Annotated in this window: 18 protein-coding genes; 9 read left to right on the top strand and 9 right to left on the bottom strand. The window is 67.9% G+C overall.

What is annotated here, in order from left to right; genetic code table 11:
- Positions 1-24: 24 nt before the first annotated feature.
- Positions 25-768 (bottom strand): helix-turn-helix transcriptional regulator, encoded by a 744-nt coding sequence (locus tag E0H75_RS13010; RefSeq protein WP_165553673.1) that lies wholly within the window; start codon positions 766-768, stop codon positions 25-27.
- Positions 769-852: 84 nt separating this feature from the next.
- On the opposite strand from E0H75_RS13010, the gene E0H75_RS13015 reads away from it, so the two are divergent.
- Positions 853-1,620 carry a phytanoyl-CoA dioxygenase family protein gene (locus E0H75_RS13015; RefSeq protein WP_131513750.1) on the top strand — a complete coding sequence of 256 codons (768 nt, stop codon included), beginning with the start codon at positions 853-855 and terminating at the stop codon, positions 1,618-1,620.
- 4 nt (positions 1,621-1,624) lie between these two features.
- On the opposite strand, the gene E0H75_RS44615 is transcribed toward E0H75_RS13015, so the two are convergent.
- Positions 1,625-4,537, bottom strand: coding sequence for a helix-turn-helix transcriptional regulator (locus E0H75_RS44615; RefSeq protein WP_165553675.1), 2,913 nt, complete (start codon positions 4,535-4,537; stop codon positions 1,625-1,627).
- A gap of 126 nt (positions 4,538-4,663) precedes the next feature.
- Here E0H75_RS44615 and E0H75_RS13025 point away from each other — a divergent pair, with 126 nt between their 5' ends.
- The 3 genes from E0H75_RS13025 to E0H75_RS13030 all read left to right on the top strand — a co-directional run bounded on the left by E0H75_RS13025 (position 4,664) and on the right by E0H75_RS13030 (position 6,111).
- Positions 4,664-5,491: a methyltransferase domain-containing protein gene (locus E0H75_RS13025; protein ID WP_165553677.1), complete on the top strand. Its 828-nt coding sequence runs from the start codon at positions 4,664-4,666 to the stop codon at positions 5,489-5,491.
- A gap of 71 nt (positions 5,492-5,562) precedes the next feature.
- Positions 5,563-5,739, top strand: coding sequence for a hypothetical protein (locus tag E0H75_RS43020; protein ID WP_165553679.1), 177 nt, complete (start codon positions 5,563-5,565; stop codon positions 5,737-5,739).
- A gap of 147 nt (positions 5,740-5,886) precedes the next feature.
- Positions 5,887-6,111, top strand: coding sequence for a hypothetical protein (locus tag E0H75_RS13030; RefSeq protein ID WP_131513753.1), 225 nt, complete (start codon positions 5,887-5,889; stop codon positions 6,109-6,111).
- Here E0H75_RS13030 and E0H75_RS13035 read toward each other — a convergent pair.
- Entirely contained in the window at positions 6,071-7,426 is a 1,356-nt protein-coding gene (locus E0H75_RS13035) for a chloride channel protein (protein WP_131513754.1), read from the bottom strand. The two genes, E0H75_RS13030 and E0H75_RS13035, sit on opposite strands and share 41 nt — an antisense overlap.
- 81 nt (positions 7,427-7,507) lie before the next feature.
- Positions 7,508-7,678, bottom strand: coding sequence for a hypothetical protein (locus E0H75_RS43025; protein WP_165553681.1), 171 nt, complete (start codon positions 7,676-7,678; stop codon positions 7,508-7,510).
- A 140-nt stretch (positions 7,679-7,818) separates the two neighbouring features.
- On the opposite strand from E0H75_RS43025, the gene E0H75_RS13040 reads away from it, so the two are divergent.
- Positions 7,819-10,170 carry an arylsulfatase gene (locus E0H75_RS13040; protein ID WP_131513755.1) on the top strand — a complete coding sequence of 784 codons (2,352 nt, stop codon included), beginning with the start codon at positions 7,819-7,821 and terminating at the stop codon, positions 10,168-10,170.
- Between the two features lie 33 nt (positions 10,171-10,203).
- Here E0H75_RS13040 and E0H75_RS13045 read toward each other — a convergent pair whose 3' ends face one another.
- Positions 10,204-10,653 (bottom strand): MarR family winged helix-turn-helix transcriptional regulator, encoded by a 450-nt coding sequence (locus tag E0H75_RS13045; RefSeq protein WP_131513756.1) that lies wholly within the window; start codon positions 10,651-10,653, stop codon positions 10,204-10,206.
- Positions 10,654-10,743: 90 nt separating this feature from the next.
- On the opposite strand from E0H75_RS13045, the gene E0H75_RS13050 reads away from it, so the two are divergent.
- Complete coding sequence (locus E0H75_RS13050; protein WP_165553683.1) at positions 10,744-11,160, top strand: MarR family winged helix-turn-helix transcriptional regulator; 417 nt, start codon at positions 10,744-10,746, stop codon at positions 11,158-11,160.
- Positions 11,161-11,273: 113 nt separating this feature from the next.
- On the opposite strand, the gene E0H75_RS13055 is transcribed toward E0H75_RS13050, so the two are convergent.
- Positions 11,274-12,164, bottom strand: coding sequence for a hypothetical protein (locus E0H75_RS13055; protein ID WP_131513758.1), 891 nt, complete (start codon positions 12,162-12,164; stop codon positions 11,274-11,276).
- Entirely contained in the window at positions 12,161-12,655 is a 495-nt protein-coding gene (locus E0H75_RS13060; RefSeq protein WP_131513759.1) for a SigE family RNA polymerase sigma factor, read from the bottom strand. The genes E0H75_RS13055 and E0H75_RS13060 overlap by 4 nt, the downstream gene beginning before the upstream one ends.
- 271 nt (positions 12,656-12,926) lie before the next feature.
- Here E0H75_RS13060 and E0H75_RS13065 point away from each other — a divergent pair, with 271 nt between their 5' ends.
- Together E0H75_RS13065 and E0H75_RS13070 are read left to right on the top strand one after the other, a co-directional pair.
- Positions 12,927-14,396, top strand: a complete 1,470-nt coding sequence (locus tag E0H75_RS13065) for a DUF2252 domain-containing protein (protein ID WP_131513760.1) — start codon at positions 12,927-12,929, stop codon at positions 14,394-14,396.
- Positions 14,397-14,452: 56 nt separating this feature from the next.
- Positions 14,453-15,268, top strand: a complete 816-nt coding sequence (locus E0H75_RS13070) for an MIP/aquaporin family protein (RefSeq protein WP_131513761.1) — start codon at positions 14,453-14,455, stop codon at positions 15,266-15,268.
- Positions 15,269-15,640: 372 nt separating this feature from the next.
- Here E0H75_RS13070 and E0H75_RS13075 read toward each other — a convergent pair whose 3' ends face one another.
- Both E0H75_RS13075 and E0H75_RS13080 read right to left on the bottom strand, forming a co-directional pair.
- Entirely contained in the window at positions 15,641-16,951 is a 1,311-nt protein-coding gene (locus E0H75_RS13075) for a ferredoxin reductase family protein (protein ID WP_131513762.1), read from the bottom strand.
- Between the two features lie 195 nt (positions 16,952-17,146).
- Entirely contained in the window at positions 17,147-18,067 is a 921-nt protein-coding gene (locus E0H75_RS13080) for a MerR family transcriptional regulator (RefSeq protein WP_131513763.1), read from the bottom strand.
- A 91-nt stretch (positions 18,068-18,158) separates the two neighbouring features.
- Between E0H75_RS13080 and E0H75_RS13085 the strand changes: the two genes are divergently transcribed.
- Complete coding sequence (locus tag E0H75_RS13085) at positions 18,159-18,410, top strand: DUF378 domain-containing protein (RefSeq protein ID WP_131513764.1); 252 nt, start codon at positions 18,159-18,161, stop codon at positions 18,408-18,410.
- Positions 18,411-18,463: the final 53 nt, after the last annotated feature.

Raw genomic sequence — 18,463 nt, forward strand, 5'->3', positions numbered from 1 at the left:
TCCGCCCCACCCGGAAAGCATGACCTAGTCGGCGGTGCGGAGTGCGCCCGGGGCCGAACCGGTCGCGGCCTTGATGTGGCGGCTGAGGTGGCTGACCGAGTCGTAGCCGGTCAGGTCTGCGATCGCCTGCAGCGGCAACGTGGAGTTGCGGATGTGGCTGAGAGCGTGTCGCAGCCGCACGTGCTGCAGCGCCGTACTCGGGCTCGTGCCACGCAGCCGCGCGAAGGATGCCCGCAGCCCAGACGGCGAGATGCCGAGTTCGGCGGCGACCGAGGCGATCCGGACTCCCGAGGCGAAGCGTTCCTCGAAGATCCGCTCGGCCTGCGCGACGAGTTGCTCTGCCGCGGTCACCGGCGCCTGCGCCGCGCGGCGCAGTAGCAGGTCGAGTTCGCCGAGCAGCAACGAGCAGAGCTGGTCGCTGTCGGTGGTGGGCTGCGTGCTCTCGCGTACGAGCGAGTCGAAGACCCGTCCGAGGTTGCGGTCGCCGTCGTCGAAGCAGACGCGTGGCCAAGGCCAGCGTGGAGCCGCGTCGACCTGCAGAAAGCGGTTGGCGTAGCCGGTGCGGCTGAGCTCGGCGTGCCATGTCCGCGGTGGAGTGAGCAGCACGGTCCCCGGCGTGGCGGCGTACGTCTCGTCGCCGATCGGGCAGGTGATCCGCCCGCGCACGTAGTACACCAGCTCCCACGAGGTGTGCGCGTGCGACGGGTAGTCCTTGCCCGGCCCGGCGGTGTGTACGCCGGCGCCGAGCAATCGAAGCGATTTGTGCATAACCGCTGTCGCCTTCTGCATTGTTTTCTTTGGACGTCGCATCGATGCTGGCATCGATTCGTGCATCTGTGAAGGAGTGCTTGGATGGATATGGCGACCGCACTGCGCGACCTCGGCGTGACCGACGACATACTCACGCACGGCGAGAAGGATCAGCTCGACCGCGACGGATTCCTCCCGCTGGAGGGAATCCTCACGCCGGAGGAGGTGTCCGGGCTCACCAAGCGGATGGCGGAACTGACCGCCGCCGAGGGCGACCGGGCGGGCCTGGAAGTCCATCAGGAGCAGGGCACCGATCGGCTCGCCGACCTCGTCAACAAGGACCCGCGGTTCGAGGTGTGCTTCAGCCACCCGCGCGTTCTGGCCGCGATGCGGCACGTGCTCGGCGAGTTCAGGTTGTCGTCCCTCAACAGCCGCGCGGCGCTTCCGGGTCAGGGACACCAGGGTCTGCACGCCGACTTCGGCCACCCGGTCGAGCCTGGCGCGTACGAGGTGTGCAACTCGATCTGGTTGCTTGACGACTTCACACCGGAGAACGGCGCGACGCGCGTCGTACCCGGGTCACATCGGCGCGGGACCATGCCTGGCGACGAGATGGCCAACCCAGGCGACGAGCACCCCGAGCAGATCCAGCTGGCCGGCAAGGCCGGGACGGTCGTGGTCTTCAACAGCCACCTGTGGCACGGCGGCACCCTGAACCGTACCGACAAGCCGCGCAGGGCGATGCACTCCTACTTCGCGTTGCGTCACCTGCCGCAGCAGCTCGACCAGCAGGCGTACCTGCGGGTCGAGACGTACAAGCGGCTGAGTCCCGCACAACGCTTCATCCTCGACGTCACCGGCACGAGCTGAGCGGTCAGTCTTCGGGCGAGGCAACCAGTTGGTGAGCGATCCGCGCTGCTTCGACGCGACTCGAGACGCCTAGCTTGCGCAGGATGTGTGAGACGTGAATGCTGGTGGTCTTGATGCTGATCGTGAGCTCGGCCGCGATCTCCCGATTTGTGTTGCCGCGGGCAAGCAACCGCAGTACGTCGCGTTCGCGCGCCGTGAGACCGAGGACGTCGTCCTGACCGCTGAGCGCGGGGTGATCCGCGAGGTCGAGGTGAGCCAGCTGCGCGAGCACCTCGAGCTCGTTCAGCAGCGGCCGCGCGCCGAGCCTGCTCGCAACCAGGTGTGCTTCGCGGGCGGGGACTGCCGCCTCCGCTCGCGAAGCGCCGGCGGCGACGAGCGCCTCGGCGTGCCGCCAGCGGCAGTAGGCGGCAGGGTACGGGCGCTCCAGCTGATCCCAGGCTGTGCTCGCCGCCGCCCACAGCGCGGGTTGGGAGCAGCCCTCAACGCGGGAGTGCTCGGCTTCGGCGACGGCGAGCCAGCCGGCCGCGTCCAGTGTCACCGCGGCCACCTCGGCAGCCGAGTGGCGGGCGCGTTCGAGCAGCTGCTGCGCGCGACGGCGCACATCCTCGACAGCCGCTGTGTCGCGGCGGATCGCCGCAAGCTGCGCACGGTCCGTCTCGGCTTGGATGGCGAGAGCGCAAAGCCTCGGCTCGCGGATCGTCACGTCGCCCGTCGCATCGAGCCGCAGCGCGGCATCGAGCACACTCGCCGCGTCCTCGGGCCGCCGCTCCCACAAGGCGAGCTCCGCGACGAGGCAGGAGTACGCCGCCGTCAACTGCGGCTCGAGCACCGCCTGCCCGGCCGCTTCCAGGTGCTGATGGGCGACGGCAAGCTCGCCACGCCTGAGCCCCAGCTCGGCGCGGATCATGTGCACGCCCTCAGGCCGAAAGCTGCTGGTCAGGTGGAGCGCCGCGTCGAGCATCTCCTCGGCGCGAGCCCAGTCGCCCAAACCGAGGAGCGCCTCTGCCGCGTTGGACGCGATCACCATGCCGCTGCTTCGCTCGTACCCGTACCGGCGAGACTTGGCGACACCCTCGAGCGCGTCCTCGGCCGCCTCGCGCAGCCGTCCGCCGATCAGGTGCACGTCCGAGAGCAACACGTACGTTCGCAGCTCCTCGACCACCGCGCCATGCGCCAGCGCGCGCCGGCGGGTGTCCAGGAGGCATTCGATGCCCTCGTCTCCGCGTCCGAGGAATTGAAGGTCCAGACCGAGGATCGCGAGCGCCCGCAGGGCAGGTAGGTCGTCGCCGATCGCAGCGGCGACCGCCAACGCCTGCTCACAGACGGCGCGCGACTCGACCGGCCGCCAGGACAGGCTCAGCGCGTTGGCGAGTGCCGACAGGACGCGGGCTCGCTCCGGCGAGGGCGGCTGCTCCGGAACGAGCTCGACCGCCCGTTCGAACGCTGCCCGGGCGCCGTCCCGATCGCCGATCGGGAGGAGGTAGGTGCCGAGCCGTTCGTACATCAGCCCGAGTTCCGCGTCGTCATCAGCCAGCGAGATCGCCTGTTGCAGGAGCTCCGGAGCCCGTTGGCCGGCGCCGGCGAAGTACGCGACCTCGGCCGTCCGGGCCAGTACCGCGCCGAGGTCGTGCCCGGCCGCGGACTCGGGATCGTCGACCTGCTCCCACAGCTCGAGCGCGCGGTCGAAGTGCTGGAGTGCCTCCGCCGGCCCGGAGACGGCGAGCGCTGCGTCGATCGACGATCGGAGTGCCTCCACAGGCCTCCCGGCCGCCGACCAGTGGAGCGCCAACTCAGCCGCTGTCGGACCAGCGGCGAGACCGGGCTCCGCGCGCAGCGCACGCGCGAGACGCTCGTGCAGTTCCTCCCGCTCGCCCGGCAGGAGAGTCGCATAGACGGCCTCGGCCAGAAGCGAGTGCCGGAACCGGAAGGAGCTCGCCGTCTGATCAGGCACGAGTACGTCGTACTCGACTGTCTCGCGCAGTGCCTCGACGAGTCGTTCCTCGGGCAAGCCTGCGACCGCGGCGAGGAGCCGGTACGGGACGTCACGGCCAGCGACGGCGGCGATGCGGAGGAGCGCGCGGCTCTCACCGTCGAGGCCGTCGAGTCGCTGCAGCAGTACGTCGCGAAGTACCCGGGGAAGCGTCTGCTCGCCACGGACTGCAGCCGCTAGGAGCTCCTCGGCGAAGAACGGATTCCCCTGCGAGCGTTCGTAGATCTCGTTCGCCAGCTCCACCGGGACCGGCGCGGTCCCCGCGAGCAGTTGTGCAACCTCATCACGCTCCAGCGGCTCCAACGCCAGCGCAGTCGCCGCCCGCGCGCGCAAGAGTTCCCCGACGAGGCGTCGCAGGGAGCTGTCCGGCGCGAGCTCGTCGCTGCGGTACGTCGCGACCAGCAGCAGCCTCCGCTCACGCGCCGCATGTGCAAGGAAGGACACGAGATCCAGCGTTGATCGGTCGGCCCAGTGCAGATCCTCGACGACCAGGACGACCGGCGCTTCGGCGCCGAGGTGCTCGAGCAGGGTGAGCGTCTCCTCGAACAGCCGGAGCCGCGAGTCAGGACCACCGAAAGCTGCAGGCGTCTGCGGCTCCGTCAGCTCCGGGACGAGCCGCGACAACTCCGGCAGCGAGCAACCAGAGACGGCCGGTGATCCCCGCAGCGGCCACAGCGCCTCGACGAGGGGGAGATAGGACATGCCGCTACCGACGAGATCGATGCAGCGTCCCCGCAGTACGGTTGCACCCGCCCGCTGCGCCCGACCGCCCAGCTCGGACACGAGTCGGGTTTTGCCGATGCCGGCTTCACCCTCGACCAGCACAGTGGAGCCACGAGCGCGTGCCGCGGCCGCGAGCGTCGCATCGAGGCGTTGCAGCGCGTCGGCCCGCCCCACGAACCTCGGCCACGCCGGTCCTGGCTCCATGTCTAGTTCGAGTATGCGCCCGGGATAGGACGTCGGTGGCCGGGAAGTAGGACGGACCTCCCGATGGTGCGGGCCTCGGCTGAGGGCCAGCATCGGAGGCGGGACGAGCCAGGCCGGGGAGGGGCGATGACTACACAGCAGCAGGTTCGGGATGCGATGCAGTTCGTCAACGAGCAGGACGCCGCGACAGTCGAGCGCTTCATCGAACGGCTCGAGCTTCGCGGCAAGGATCCGACGTTCGTGGCCTACCGCGAGGCGTACGTCGACGCGATGGACCTGCCGCCGACGGCCAGGGTCGTCGAAGTCGGGTGCGGTACGGGCGTCGTGTCCCGCGCGATCGCCTCGCGCGATGGATTCGCCGGCACAGTGACGGGGGTCGATCAGAGCCGGGATTTCATCGCGGTCGCGCAGAGGCTCGCGGCGAACGAAGGCGTTGGCGACCGAGTGGAGTTCGCGGTCGGTGACGCGCACAAGCTCGACCTGCCGAGCGCGAGTTTCGACGCCGCCATCGCCCACACTCTCGTCAGCCACGTCCGCGATCCACTCGCGGTACTCAAGCAGATGGCGCGCGTCATTCGCCCCGACGGCATCGTTGCCGTCTTCGACGGCGACTACGCGTCCCTCACCTTCGACTGCGCTGATCGGGACCTCGGCAAGGCTGTCGAAGGCGCGCTGGAGGCGATGATCATGAGCTCGTCCCGAGTCATGCGCGAGCTCCCGCGCCTGCTGCCGCAGGCCGGACTCCGACTCCTTGTCACGCAGGCGAACGTGTACGCGGAGATCGGCACGAGCACGTTCATGCTCAACCTGGCCGAGACCTACGCGCCGCTGATCGCCACGCAGGGCCTCCTGCCCGCAGCCCAGGTCGACGAGTGGCTCGCGCACCAACGCCGTTCCGCCGCCGACGGCACCTTCTTCGCCGCCTGCAACTACTACGCCTACCTCGCCCGCTAAGCTCCGGCGGGTGGAGGATCCCGAGGTCGCGGCCTGGTTGGGACAGTTGCAGGAAGAGTCGTTCGACCGGGGTGCTCACGGAGGGGCCGGCTGAGGTGCTGGCCACTGTTCCGGACGAAGTGTGGGAGCTGACGCGGCGCCGCAACGACGGCGGCAGCGTGGAATGGGCGACGGCGTGGTTGCGGATGACTCCGCAACGGCTGTTGAGCTTCGCCGAGGTCGCCTGGCGGGAGTCCGGTAGTTCCTGACCACCTTGGTGCATCCGCAAGGTCGACGTACGAGAACGCCTTTGATCGTGGTGGTCGAGGCGGTCCGACGCCGTTCGTCTCACCTTCAATGCGTCGAGCCACCCTCATACCGTTGAAGGTGCTCGAACTCGAAGGGAGCACCCGGACATGACGATCTTCATCCCCGGCAACACCGCCGTCGAGAACACCCGCACCCTGGCCCAGTCGGCGCTGCCCAACGCCCCGGTCGTTACCGACGAACCCCGCACCGGCGTTGAGATCCGCGCCCGGGCCGGAGCCCTCCTCCGCACCGCCGCCCAGCGCCAGCAACGCCTGGCCGACCGGATCGACCCTAGTCTTGGTGTCCGGCCGGTTCGGGGAGCACGTTGGTGAGGACGAAGGCGACGGCTACGGCGACGATGACCTGTGGCGTCACCGATATGCCGTCGGTGCCGAGCAGCAGGGTGGCCAGCAGGGTGGAGGTCAACGGCAACCGCAGCATCGCGGCACACATCGCTCCGATCCCCATCCCGATCGCCGGCGCCAGGCTCATGCCGGGCAGGCCCGCCGCGGCGATCCCCAGTACGGCACCGATGAACATGGAGGGGAAGACCGGCCCGCCCCGGAACGCGCTCAGCGAGAGGCCGTACGCGAGCAACTTGCAAACGCCGAGCAGGATCAGCACCCCGACCGAATAGTCTGTGGCGCCTTTGACGAGCGCGGGCAGCGCGTCCTGGCCGGAGAACAGCACCTGAGTGAAACTGTTGCCGGAGATCAGCTGGTAGGCCATGGCGATCAGGCCGATGAGAAGGCCGAGAGCCGCCGTCACCAAGACCCGATTCAGGTGTACGACCGGACGCAGCGACAGCCCGATCGAGCGGATCACCCAGCCCAGCAAGGCCCCAGCCGCTCCCATCGCCAGAGCCCAGGCCATCGTGGCCAGCGTCGGATCCACAGCCGGCGGCACCGACGGGAGGGCCAGCGAGAAGCTGCCGAGTCCCGTCCAGTTGTCCAGACCGACGAAGACCAGAGCGCCGACGCCGGAGGCCAGCAGACCCGGCAGCGCGATCAAGCTCAGCGTCGCGCCTCCGATGCCGGCGACCTCCATGATCAGGAACGCACCGAGCACGGGGGAGCCGAGCAGCGTGCTGATCGCCGCGAAGCTGCCGGCCGACGCCATGATCGTGAGCGCCATCGGTGGCGCGTCCTTCTTGACCAGATGGACGGTGAGCGCCGCGAGGCCGCCACCGATGGCAATGAGGGGAGCCTCAGGCCCGAGGACGGCGCCGAAACTGAGTGTGGCCAAGGCAGCCAGGATGATGCCGAACAGCTCCTTGTCAGCCGCCGGACCTCCACCGGTCTTGAACCCGAACGCGGGTGAGTGCCCTCCGTTGCCGGGCAGATACCGAACGGTCAACCCGGTCAGCAATCCGCACAGCACCAACCAGGGCACCGGCCACCACGCGGGTGTACCGCCGCTGAAGATCTGCTGCGGAAGATCGTCGAACACGGCCTGCTGGATCGTGCTGACCAGAGCCAGGAAACCGTACGCGATGGCCGAGATCGGAATACCGAGGATCGCGGCGAGCAACAGCGCCGCAACGTACGGCTTCGAACGGATGACCGCGGTCGGGTCCATCGCCGGTGGACCGCCCGCCGGCCGCTCAGCCGTGCGTGCTGCGGCCGCTGGGCGCCGCGAGTCGGTCATGCCTCACTATCCGTGGACGAGGCGCCCGGCCACATCGTCCCGGCCGGATGATCGTTCACCGCGGCGCCAGCGGTACGACGGTCAGCGGCGTCCCCACCGACGCCCGGCCCCGACACCGGCGAGGTGCAGCGCGATGCACAGCAGGCCGGCCATCAGCAGCGTCTGTGGCGTGAACGCATCACTCACACTGGCGTCGGCCCAGTCCAGGATGAGTGCCAGCCCAAAGATCACAGCGGCGATGATCGCGAACATTGAGTGCTCCTTCGAACGATCGGGCGGAAGTAGCCATCAAGTACCCATCGGCCAACCGCGGCAGAATCACCCCACGCGGGGGATGTGACGCGTGCGGCGTTCGGCTGGGGTGGTTGGACATTCATGCGAGGGGGCGACCGATGGCGCTGAACGAGTACGAAGCCGGTAGCGGATTCACCGGCACGATCGGCAGGACGGCGGACGAATCGACGCCCGCGTGGCCGAAGCCCACGCGTGCCGCGCCAGGTGCACCCAACGTGCTGATGGTCGTACTCGACGACACCGGCTTCGGCCAGCTGAGCTGTTACGGCAGCCCGATCGCGACGCCGAACTTCGACAGTCTGGCCGCCGGCGGGCTGCGCTACAACAACATGCACACCACGGCGCTGTGCTCGCCGAGCCGTTCGTGCATCGTCTCCGGACGCAACCACCACAGCAACGGGATGGCGTGCATCACCGAGTTCGCCACCGGCTATCCCGGGTACAACGGCGTGGTCCCGTTCGAGAACGGGTTCCTCTCGGAGATGCTGCTCGGGCAGGGATACAACACGTTCATGGTCGGCAAGTGGCACCTCACTCCGAGCAACCAGGAGACTGCCGCCGGACCGTACGACCGTTGGCCGCTGTCGCGCGGCTTCGAGCGGTTCTACGGCTTCCTCGGCGGCGACACCAGCCAGTGGTACCCCGACCTGGTGTACGACAACCACCAGGTCGAGCCGCCGGCGACGCCGGAGCAGGGCTACCACCTCACCGAGGACCTGGTGGACCGGTCGATCCAGTTCGTCGTCGACGCGAAGCAGGTCGATCCGGACAAGCCCTTCTACCTGCATCTGTGCTTCGGCGCGACCCACGCGCCGCACCACGCCCCGAAGGAGTGGGCCGACAGGTACGCCGGCCAGTTCGACGACGGCTGGGACGCGTACCGGGAGCGGGTGTTCGCCGAGCAGAAGGCGCTGGGGATCGTCCCCGAAGACGCGGAGCTGTCTCGTCACGATCCCGACGTACCCGACTGGGAGTCCCTGCCTGAACCCGCTCGGCGCCTGTACAGCCGGATGATGGAGGTCTTCGCCGGCTTCCTCAGCCATGCCGACCACCACCTGGGCCGGCTGCTGGAGTTCCTCCGCGAGCAGGGCGAGCTCGACAACACCATCGTCATGGTGATCTCCGACAACGGCGCCAGTGCCGAGGGCGGCCCGACCGGTACCACCAACGAGGCACAGTTCTTCAACAACGCGCAGGAGTCGCTCGAGGACAGCCTCGCGGTCATCGACGAGATCGGCGGTCCCAAGCACTTCAACCACTATCCGTGGGGCTGGACGTGGGCCGGAAACACGCCGTTCCGCCGGTGGAAGCGCGAGACCTACCGTGGCGGGAGCTCCGACCCGTTCATCGTCAGTTGGCTCCAGGGCATCCGGGCCCGGGGCGAAGTACGAACGCAGTACGCGCACATCATCGACATGGTGCCCACCGTCCTCGATGCGCTCGGCCTCGAGCCGCCGGCCACGATCCGGGGCATCACGCAGTCGCCGCTGCAGGGGGTGAGCTTCGCGCACACGTTCGACGACGCGGACGCACCGACCAAGCGCCACACGCAGTACTTCGAAATGCTCGGTCACCGCTCGATCTACCACGACGGTTGGCGAGCTGTCTGCCCGTGGCCCGGCCCTTCGTTCACCGAGGCCGGAGCAGGTTTCGGCCAACCCATCTCGGCGGACAAGCTCACCGAGCTCGACGCGACGGGCTGGGAGCTGTACCACGTGGCCGAGGACTTCGCCGAGAACCATGACGTCGCGAGCGAGCACCGCGACAAGCTCATCGCACTCATCGGCATGTGGTACGCCGAGGCAGGCAAGTACGGCGTACTCCCCGTGGACGGAAGCGGCGTCGCGCGGCTCCTCGTCGAGAAGCCGCAGGCCGCCGTACCGCGGGACTCCTACGTCTACCGTCCTGACACCCAGTCGATCCCGTTCAGCGCCGGCCCGCGGGTGCTGAACCGGCCGCACAGCATCACCGCCGATGTGGACCTGCCCGAGGACGGCGCCGAAGGAGTCCTGCTGAGCCAGGGCACGGCGGCCGGCGGATACTCGCTGTTCATCAAGGATCGCAAGCTGCATTACGTGCACAACTACGTCGGCCGCGGCCTGTACAAGGTGTCGACACCGGACGTGCTTCCTGCCGGTCCGCACAAGCTGCGTTTCGAGTTCGAGCCGACCGGAAAACCGGATATGGCCAACGGCCGCGGAACACCAGGACTGATGCAGCTCTACGTCGACGGCACCCTCGTCGCCGACGCCGAGGCACCAGTGACCACACCCTTCATCCTCAACCCCGGCGCCCTGACCTGCGGCGCCAATCCCGGCTCCCCGGTGACCCCGGACTACCCGTCCCCGTTCCGCTTCACCGGCACCCTCCGCACCGTCACCATCGACGTCTCCGGCGACCTCATCACCGACACCGAAAGCGAACTCCGCGCAGCCATGGCCCGCCAGTAAATGGGGTCGCCGGACCGGGCTGGTGCTGGCTGGTCACGCTGGTGCCTCGGCGAATGCGACCGCGTTGATCGTCGCTGGGTCGGTCTCGGCGAGCTGTTGAAGAAGGGCGCGGGCTGTCTCGACCTGGGTCGCGTCGAAGAGGCTGAACACCCGACCGGCAGCCGTGGCGATCCGGTCACGGACGGACGTGTAGCGCTCGGATCCTGCGGGGGAGAGCTGGAGTAGTCCGTCGCGGTCCTCGATGAGTCCGCCTGCGGCGAGGCGCGGGAGCAGCGCGTCGGCCCTCGGCTCGTCGTACCCGCTGGTGGACAGCAGCTCTTTGACAGTGGTCGTCGGGACAATGCCACGCAGACCGAGGGCGTTGAGCGTGAACCACGCGCCGGGCTCGAGGTCTTCCTCGGTGAGAATCCGGGTCAGTGGACCGCGCAGGTTGCGCTCGGCCAGCGCCATCGCGGTGCCGAATGGGAGTGTCGGTGCGTTCACCGTCATGGTCCTTCCTAAGATAGACAGGTAACTGTCCACACCGTAGTCAAAAGACAGGAGACTGTCTATATGCCTGGGCATCCTCAACCGATGATCGGATTGCTGCTGCGCCTGGCGAACCAGCGCTGGTCCACGGAGATGGACGCGGAACTCGAGAAGCTCGGCGTTCGCGGCCTCACCGCGGCACACGCGCGGGTGATTCCGTTCGTGCCGCCTGAGGGCGTCAGCGTCCAGGCGCTCGCCACCAAAGCCAACGTGCGCAAGCAGACCATGGCCCAGAGCGTCGAGCAGTTGATCGCGGCCGGCCTGGTCGAGCGCCGTCCGGACCCCAACGATCGGCGCGCGTGGCTCGTCGTACTCACCGAGTCCGGCCTTGCGATCCGACCGAAGTCCCACAAGGCCGGGGGCACGGTCGAGCGCGCCTGGGCCGGCCAGTTAGGCGAGGATCGACTGGAGGCCCTCCGGACAGCGCTGATCGAACTGGTCGGCTACGACACCGAGCTCTAGCCGGCCTGTTCCCAACGAACGCCCGGCAGCACACAGCCGGCCGACCAGCGTTTCCTGGTCGGCCGGCTGCCTACGCTCTTCGCTCCGCCGGGAGCGTGGTGCTGGTGTCCTGATCAGGTGCTGATCTTGAACTTCGCCGAGGTCACCAGCTCGGCCAGCTGGCGGGCGGTGAATACCGGTTGCGTCAGCGGCGATCGCCCCGAACGGTCGAACTTCTTGGACTGCGCGAAATACACGACGGTGCCGTCGCCGTACCGGTAGGCGGCCCACTGGTCGTAACTGCCGCGCCCGTTCGTGGTCACCACGCCGACCTTCTTTCCGCCGACGTCCACGATGGCGCAGCTACCGGTCCCGCTCCAGAACTTCCGCGCCAGCTTGCAGGGGTCCATCGCCGGTTTCCCGTCGGGCGTGGTCGACTGCACCAGCAATCGGCCGACCCGACCGGCGGTTTCCACCGGGATGGAGGCCTTGTACTCCCAGTAGTCCCGCTCCCCGTCGTTGGACGCATACTGGCTCTGCGGCCATCTCATCGGGTGGCCGTCCGGGTACTTCAGGTCCGGCTCGCTGAACCCTGGCGGTACTGACGAGCCCAGGTCGTGCATCAGCGTCACGGCCCGGGCGGCGCGAGGACCCGCGGTCGCCGTGCGGTCCACCTGGCCCTCCGGCCACGGATCACCAGTCTTCCGCGTGGACGGCACATTCGACGGCGTCTTCGTCGGCGTCATGGTGGAGACCGGCGTCGGCGTAGACACTGGCTGCGTCATGCCGGTGCCGCTCGCCACCATCGGGCCCGCCGACCGGTGACCGGTGTAGTTCGCGACCAGTGCGGGACCGGCCCCGACGCCAACCACCAGTGGTACGACGGCAATCGCGGCCCACGCCACCCTGCGCCGCTTGCGGGCCCGGTGGGCCTGGTCGAGAGCGCGCGCAGGATCCATCGACGGTGGCGGGCTGCTGCGCACCATCACGTCATGGAATGCCTCGTTGAGATCCTCTTCGTTCATCGAACCCTCTCCTCTTCCAGCAGACCGCGCAGTGTCGCCAGCCCGCGCGCGGCCTGGCTCTTGACAGTTCCGGCCGAGCAGTCGAGCATCGCGGCCGTCTGCTCGACGGACAGGTCCTCCCAGTACCGCAGGACCAGGACGGCGCGTTGCCTCGGCGGCACCTTCGCGAGTGCCTCCAGCAACACGAGCCGTTCGTCGGCGCGGTCGCCCGACGGCGCCGCCTGATCGGTCGGTAGGGGCCCGACCGACTCGTGCCGGAACCACCCCCGGCGCCGCTCGGACAGGAACGTACGTACGAGTGTCTGCCTGGTGTAGCTGTCCATGGCCTCGTGCCGCTGGATCCGGTGCCACACCAGGTAGATCTTCGTGAACGTCTGCTGGACCAGGTCTTCCGCGCGATGCCAGTCGCCACACAGCAGGTACGCCGTGCCGCGCATGGCGTCGGAACGTGCCGCGAAATACACCTGGAACGCGGCGTCCCGATCACTCATCTGTTCTCCCATCCTCGATCCCGGGTTAGACACGCCAACAAGCCCGAAGTTGGTTGCATCCGCCGGCAGGCAAGCGTCACCCGGCAGGGGTGATGTCGCGCGTTCCCTCCCGGCTTCAGGGTAGGAGCGTGGTCCTGGAGACGATGTCGCCCCCACCGGTCCCCAGGCCTCCGGGCACGCTGCGTGCCCGTCGCTCTTGCTGGTCCAAGAACTCCACGGCCCGTTCGATCTGGTTCGGGCCTTCTCGGCGGCATGGGCGGAAGGGGGAGCTATGACAGTGACGACTGGGAGCGGCAGCTTGGCGGACCCTGCCACGCGGGCGTTCCGAAGAGATTCGAAGCGGGCCGGGACACACGAGCAGTCGAGCCGTGCGGACCGGGTCGCGCTGGGGAAGGACGCCCGCAGGGTCACTCCGCGGGAGTCGCATGCGGAGTTCCAGGCCGACGGGTCGCGGGATCCGGTGGGGTTGTTGCTGGAGCAGTCGAAGTCGCGGGTGCCGGAGCTGGTGCCGATCCGGCACGGGCGCATGCTGCTGTCGGCGTTCACGTTCTACCGCGGGGCTGCTTTGCCGATGGCGGCTGACTTGGCCACGACGCCTGCGTCGGGGCTGCAGGTGCAGCTGTGCGGAGATGCACATCTGTCCAATTTCGGTGCGTACGCCTCTCCGGAGCGAGAGCTGGTCTTTGACGTCAACGACTTCGACGAGACGCTGCCCGGCCCGTTCGAATGGGACGTCAAACGGCTGGCGGCGAGCCTGGCAGTAGCGGGACGGGACAACGGGTTCCGAGCCAAGCACCGCCGCAAGATCGTCCTCGCGGCGGTGAAGGCGTACCGGAAGGCGATGCGCGGGTTCGCGGAGCAGACATTCCTGGAGGTGTGGTACGCACACCTGGACATCGAAGAGGCCATCTGGCAGTTCCGGTCCCAGATGAAGGCCAAAGGGTTCGAGGCCACGGAGAAGATGCTGGCCAAGGCCCACACCCGCGACAGCACCCAGGCGTTGCGCAAGTTGACCAGGGTCGTCGAGGGCCGCCGGCGAATCATCAGTGACCCCCCGATGGTCGTTCCTGTCGAGGAAGTCTTCCCCGACGTGCAGGCCAGTGCGGTGTATGAGCAGATCCGCGCGGTACTGGGCAAGTACCGGCGCACCCTTCAATCGGACCGGCGGCACATGCTCGAACAGTTCACGCTGGTCCAGGCGGCTCGCAAGGTCGTCGGCGTGGGCAGCGTCGGCACTCGCGCCTGGATCGTGCTGATGGACAGCGGGGACGGAGTCGAACCGGTGTTCCTCCAGGCCAAGGAGGCACAGCCATCGGTTCTGGCCGAGTACTGCGGACGCAGCAAGTACACCAACCAGGGCGAGCGCGTGGTCGCTGGACAGCACCTGATGCAGGCCGAAAGCGACATCTTCCTCGGCTGGACCCACATGCCGAGCCCGGACGGAGTGGACCGCGACTATTACGTCCGCCAACTCAAGGACTGGAAGTTCTCCGTCCCGATCGAACAGAGTGCCCCCTCGGGCATGGTCGTCTATGCCCGTGTCTGCGGCCGGACCTTGGCCCGCGCTCATGCTCGCTCCGGCGACCGCGTCGCCCTGGCCGCCTACCTCGGCCGATCGGACGCCTTCGACCACGCAATCGCCGACTTCGCGGAAACCTACGCCGACCAGAACGAACGCGACTACACCGCGTTCCAGCGCGCCGTCGAAGACGGTCGAGCCCAAGCGACCACCGACATCTGACCACCGAACCCCGGGCGATCCAGCCCGGGCGGCCGAGAAGGAGAGGGTTACGCGCCATGGCAGAACCCGCGATCGATCCCGATGCCGAGCACAGAGCATCACTCGGGCGCCGGTACTTCATCCGATTCGAGGAAGACACGCTGCGGCAACGGCCGTTGTGGATCCGGCTGATCATCGAGTTCCTGGGCACCTTCGTCCTGGTGACAGTGGCGGCCGGATCAGGGGTGATCAACCAGTATGTGGGCAACGAGCCGATCAGCAGGACCGCGGCGGTGATCGCGCCCGGGGCGGTGGTCATGGCCATGATCTACGCCTGGGGCCCGCTGTCGGGACTCCACATCAACCCCGCGGTGACTCTCGCCTTCTCCGCCCGGGGAGTGTTTCCCACCAAGTGGGTGCTGCCGTACTGGGTGGTCCAGATGGCCGGGGCGATCTGTGCCGCACTGTTCCTGCAGTTGATGTTCGTCAACGCCAGCGCAGGCGGGAACTACCCGATCAACACTCCCGGTGGGGAGTGGAAGTCGCTGGTGATGGAAACCGTCCTGACCGCGATCTTGGCCAGCATTATCCTCAACACGGCGACCGGAGGCCGCAGCATCGGCCACAACGCGGCGATCGCGGTTGGCTCGACGGTCGCCCTGCTCGGCTTGTTCGCCAGCCCGATCAGCGGCGCGTCGATGAACCCGGCCCGCACTCTCGGACCCGATATCGTCGGCAACGACTACACGGGCTGGTGGGTCTATGTCGCAGGTCCGGTGATCGGGGCCGCGATCGCTGTGGCCATCATCGGAGCGGTGCGCGGACTGCCCGACAAGGACGAGCGTGAGGCCGCCGAGGGCGGCGCCCTGCCGATGACCACCACCACGGAGTAGGCAGGCCCACAGCAGTTGGCATCCGGCCAGCGTCAGGAGCGTGCGCCCGCCTCGTGTTCAGCCACCCCCTGCCCGGTGATGCGGTCCCCGGTCTCGACGAATCCAAGTCCTACCAACGCTGGCTGTCCCCATGAAGCGAACAAGCTGATCCAGCACCGTGAGACTCTCCTTGCCGTGACTTCGTACCACGTCTGATCCCACGGCGAGGGCCGAGTGGAGGTGCGGCCGGCCGCACCTCCGCCACTCGCTGGATGACGGCGCTGGGGTGCCTTCAGTTCTGGACGAGAGCGAAGGCCAGGCAGGCGAGGAGCAGGAGCACACTCGTGACCACCGCTATGCGGGTCAGATAGACATGGCGCACAGGAGCTCCCTTCAGACCCAGTCGAACTTTTCGGTGTGAATGCGGTCGGCGGGCGCACCGATACCGACCAGCGCCGTCTCCACGGCGGCGAGCATCGGGGTCGGGCCGCAGGCGAAGTACTGGAATCGCCGGAATCCCGTGGGTAGATGGCGGGCGAAGATGTCAGCCTCGATGTAACCGATCTCTCCATCCCAGTTCGGCGGCGGCACCTCGAGCACGTGCACCACTGCCAGATTCAGCCGAGTGGCAAGTTGGTCGACTCGATCGCGCAAGATGATGGTGTCCCAGGCCCGGTTGCCCGCGAACAGGACAACAGGCCGGACGTCGCCACGATCGGCGAGGGTTTCGAGCATGCTCAGGGCGGGGGCGATCCCGACGCCACCGGCGATCAGGCAGAAACCGGCGCCTTCGTACTGGTCGATCGAGAACACCCCATGCGGTCCGTCCACGTAGACCACGGTCCCCGGCTCGACGGACGCGATGCTGGAGGTGAAGTCGCCGGCAGCCTTGATTGCGACGTCGAGGCTGCCCTCCCGCTCGGCGCTCGAGCAGAACGAGAACGGGTGGGACGTGATCGAGAAAGGCGATCTGCCGACCGTGATCCACGCGAACTGACCGGGTTCGAAGCGCAGGCCGTCGTGGCCGTCGGGGCGCAGAGTAAGGATCGTCGTACTCTCGCGGTCCGGTGCGACTCGGTCGACCATCCAAGGCCGGCGGCGTAGTCGCAGTGGACGAAGCAGGCGCACCCAGACGAGCAGCCAGAGGAACGCCGCGGACATGATCGACCACAAGACCTGCTTCCACAGGCTGTCGACGTAGTAGTTCACCAGCAGGACGTGAACCAACGCCGCGACAACCGCGATCACCGCCAGTACTGCGTGCAGGCCCTGCCACACCTCGTACGACAGTCGTAGCCGGCGACGCCATACCGAGCTGGCTACCAGGACGAGCAACGCGGCCGCCGCGATCCCGCCGAACCAGACCCTCGCGGGAGTATCGCTCGGTGTGAACGGGTTGGCCTCGCTCCAATCGGCGGACAGCGCCACGTGGATCACCACAAAGATGAGGCCCGTGTATCCGATCTGCCGGTGGAAATCGATCACCGCGTCCGTGCCGAAGGGCTCCGCCAGAGACCTGACCCGCGCCACCAGCGCGAACTCGATCCCCATCAGGGCCAGGCCGACGAAGCCGAGAGCGACGGAGAAATCGGTCCAGAAACCTTGCCCCGGTTGACTCGTGCTCATCAGTGCGAACACCAAAGGTGCCACGCAGATCCCGACGAACACCCCGAGCCAGGCAATTCCGCGCACGATCGCCGTCATGGCGCCGTCGCTCCAGGAACGGACGCCGCACACCTCACGAACACGACGAGCATGAACACTCCCGGGCGCTGCCCAGCCTCGGTCATGACCTGATCATGCGAACTGCCCACAGACTACCAACATCACTCGAGCGCGCTTCGCCGTACCAGAAGGTGCTCCTAGCACGGGCGCGACCGGCTTGGGGGGCGTCTGCAGTTACGCCGATGAACGGGAGCGGGTGGCCCCTGGCATGCGCTCCGCGGCGGTGACCGGGTCTTCGGTCAGCAGCCGGGCTCCGATGGCATCTGCGATCTCCTGGCTCGTACCGGCACCCGCGATCGCGAGTGGCGCGACCTGAGCCAGCCTGGACAGTTGCTCGGTCAGGCCGTCGAACCGCTCCGGCGCGGTCGCGGCCAGCACGATCAGATCCGGCGGCACTGCGGTCGTGGCCTGGGTCACGTCGTCCAGCGGGGTGTTTGCGCCGAGGTAGGTGATCCGCCAGCCGTTGCGGTTGAGTACCACGCCGAACGCGAGCAACGCCAGCTCGTGCTGCTCCCCAGGTAAGCAGGCGAGCAGAGCCCGTGGCCCGTGGCCGTGTCCCCATCCACGCCCGAGGCCGGCCAACCGGCCGCGGATGACGTTGGACGCAAAGTGTTCCTGTACGACGCTCACGGAGCCGCGCGCCCAGCGCTCCCCGAGCTCGCCCAGATACGGCATCAGTACGTCGCGAATGACGGCCTCGACGGTCAACATGCTCAGCAGGTGATCGATGACGGCCTGCGCGGCCGGTTCGTCGAACTCGTCCAGTGCTACAGCCAGCGTCCGTGCGCCGTCGGCAAGTCCTTCGAGACCGACCTCACTCGGCCGTTCTCCACGCTCGGAGGGCTCGGCCGTCCGCGCCTCGCCGATGGCGGCGCGGGCGGCTTCGGCCGCGGACAATCCCCGAGCAAGGTGGTCCTGCATCCGCTGGACCCGGTGAAGATCGGCCTCGGAGTACAGCCGGAATCCACCGGCTGACCGCACCGGCTGGAGCAGGCCGTACCGCCGCTCCCAGGCGCGCAGCACGTGATCGCTGACGCCGAGCCGGCGACTCAGCTCACCAATCCGCAGTACCGCGGGCGATTCGTTCGTGGCCACGCCCTCACCATACAGAACCTAGACGGATTCTTGACAACCTCTCACGGAGACTCCTACAGTCTAGACAAAACCTAGACGGAGGTTGCACAACATGAAGAAGTTGGATCTTGTCGCAGTAGTACTGCTCGTGGTCGGTGGCCTGAACTGGGGCCTGGTCGCGCTCGCCCGATTCGATCTGGTCGCGGCCGTGTTCGGCATGGACTTCGGGGAGACCAACGCGCTGACCCGGATCGTGTACGGCCTGGTCGGGCTCTCCGCGGTGTACGTCGCCGCGCAGCTGCGAGCCATCCCTCGCCGGTGGGCAACCACCTCACCCACCCACGCCCACACAACGGCCTCGTGATCCATCAGCAGCCCGACATCCGACCGCACGGCCCGCACGATCTAAACGCGGGC

This window comes from Kribbella capetownensis (genome assembly GCF_004331485.1).
Classification (GTDB): domain Bacteria; phylum Actinomycetota; class Actinomycetes; order Propionibacteriales; family Kribbellaceae; genus Kribbella; species Kribbella capetownensis.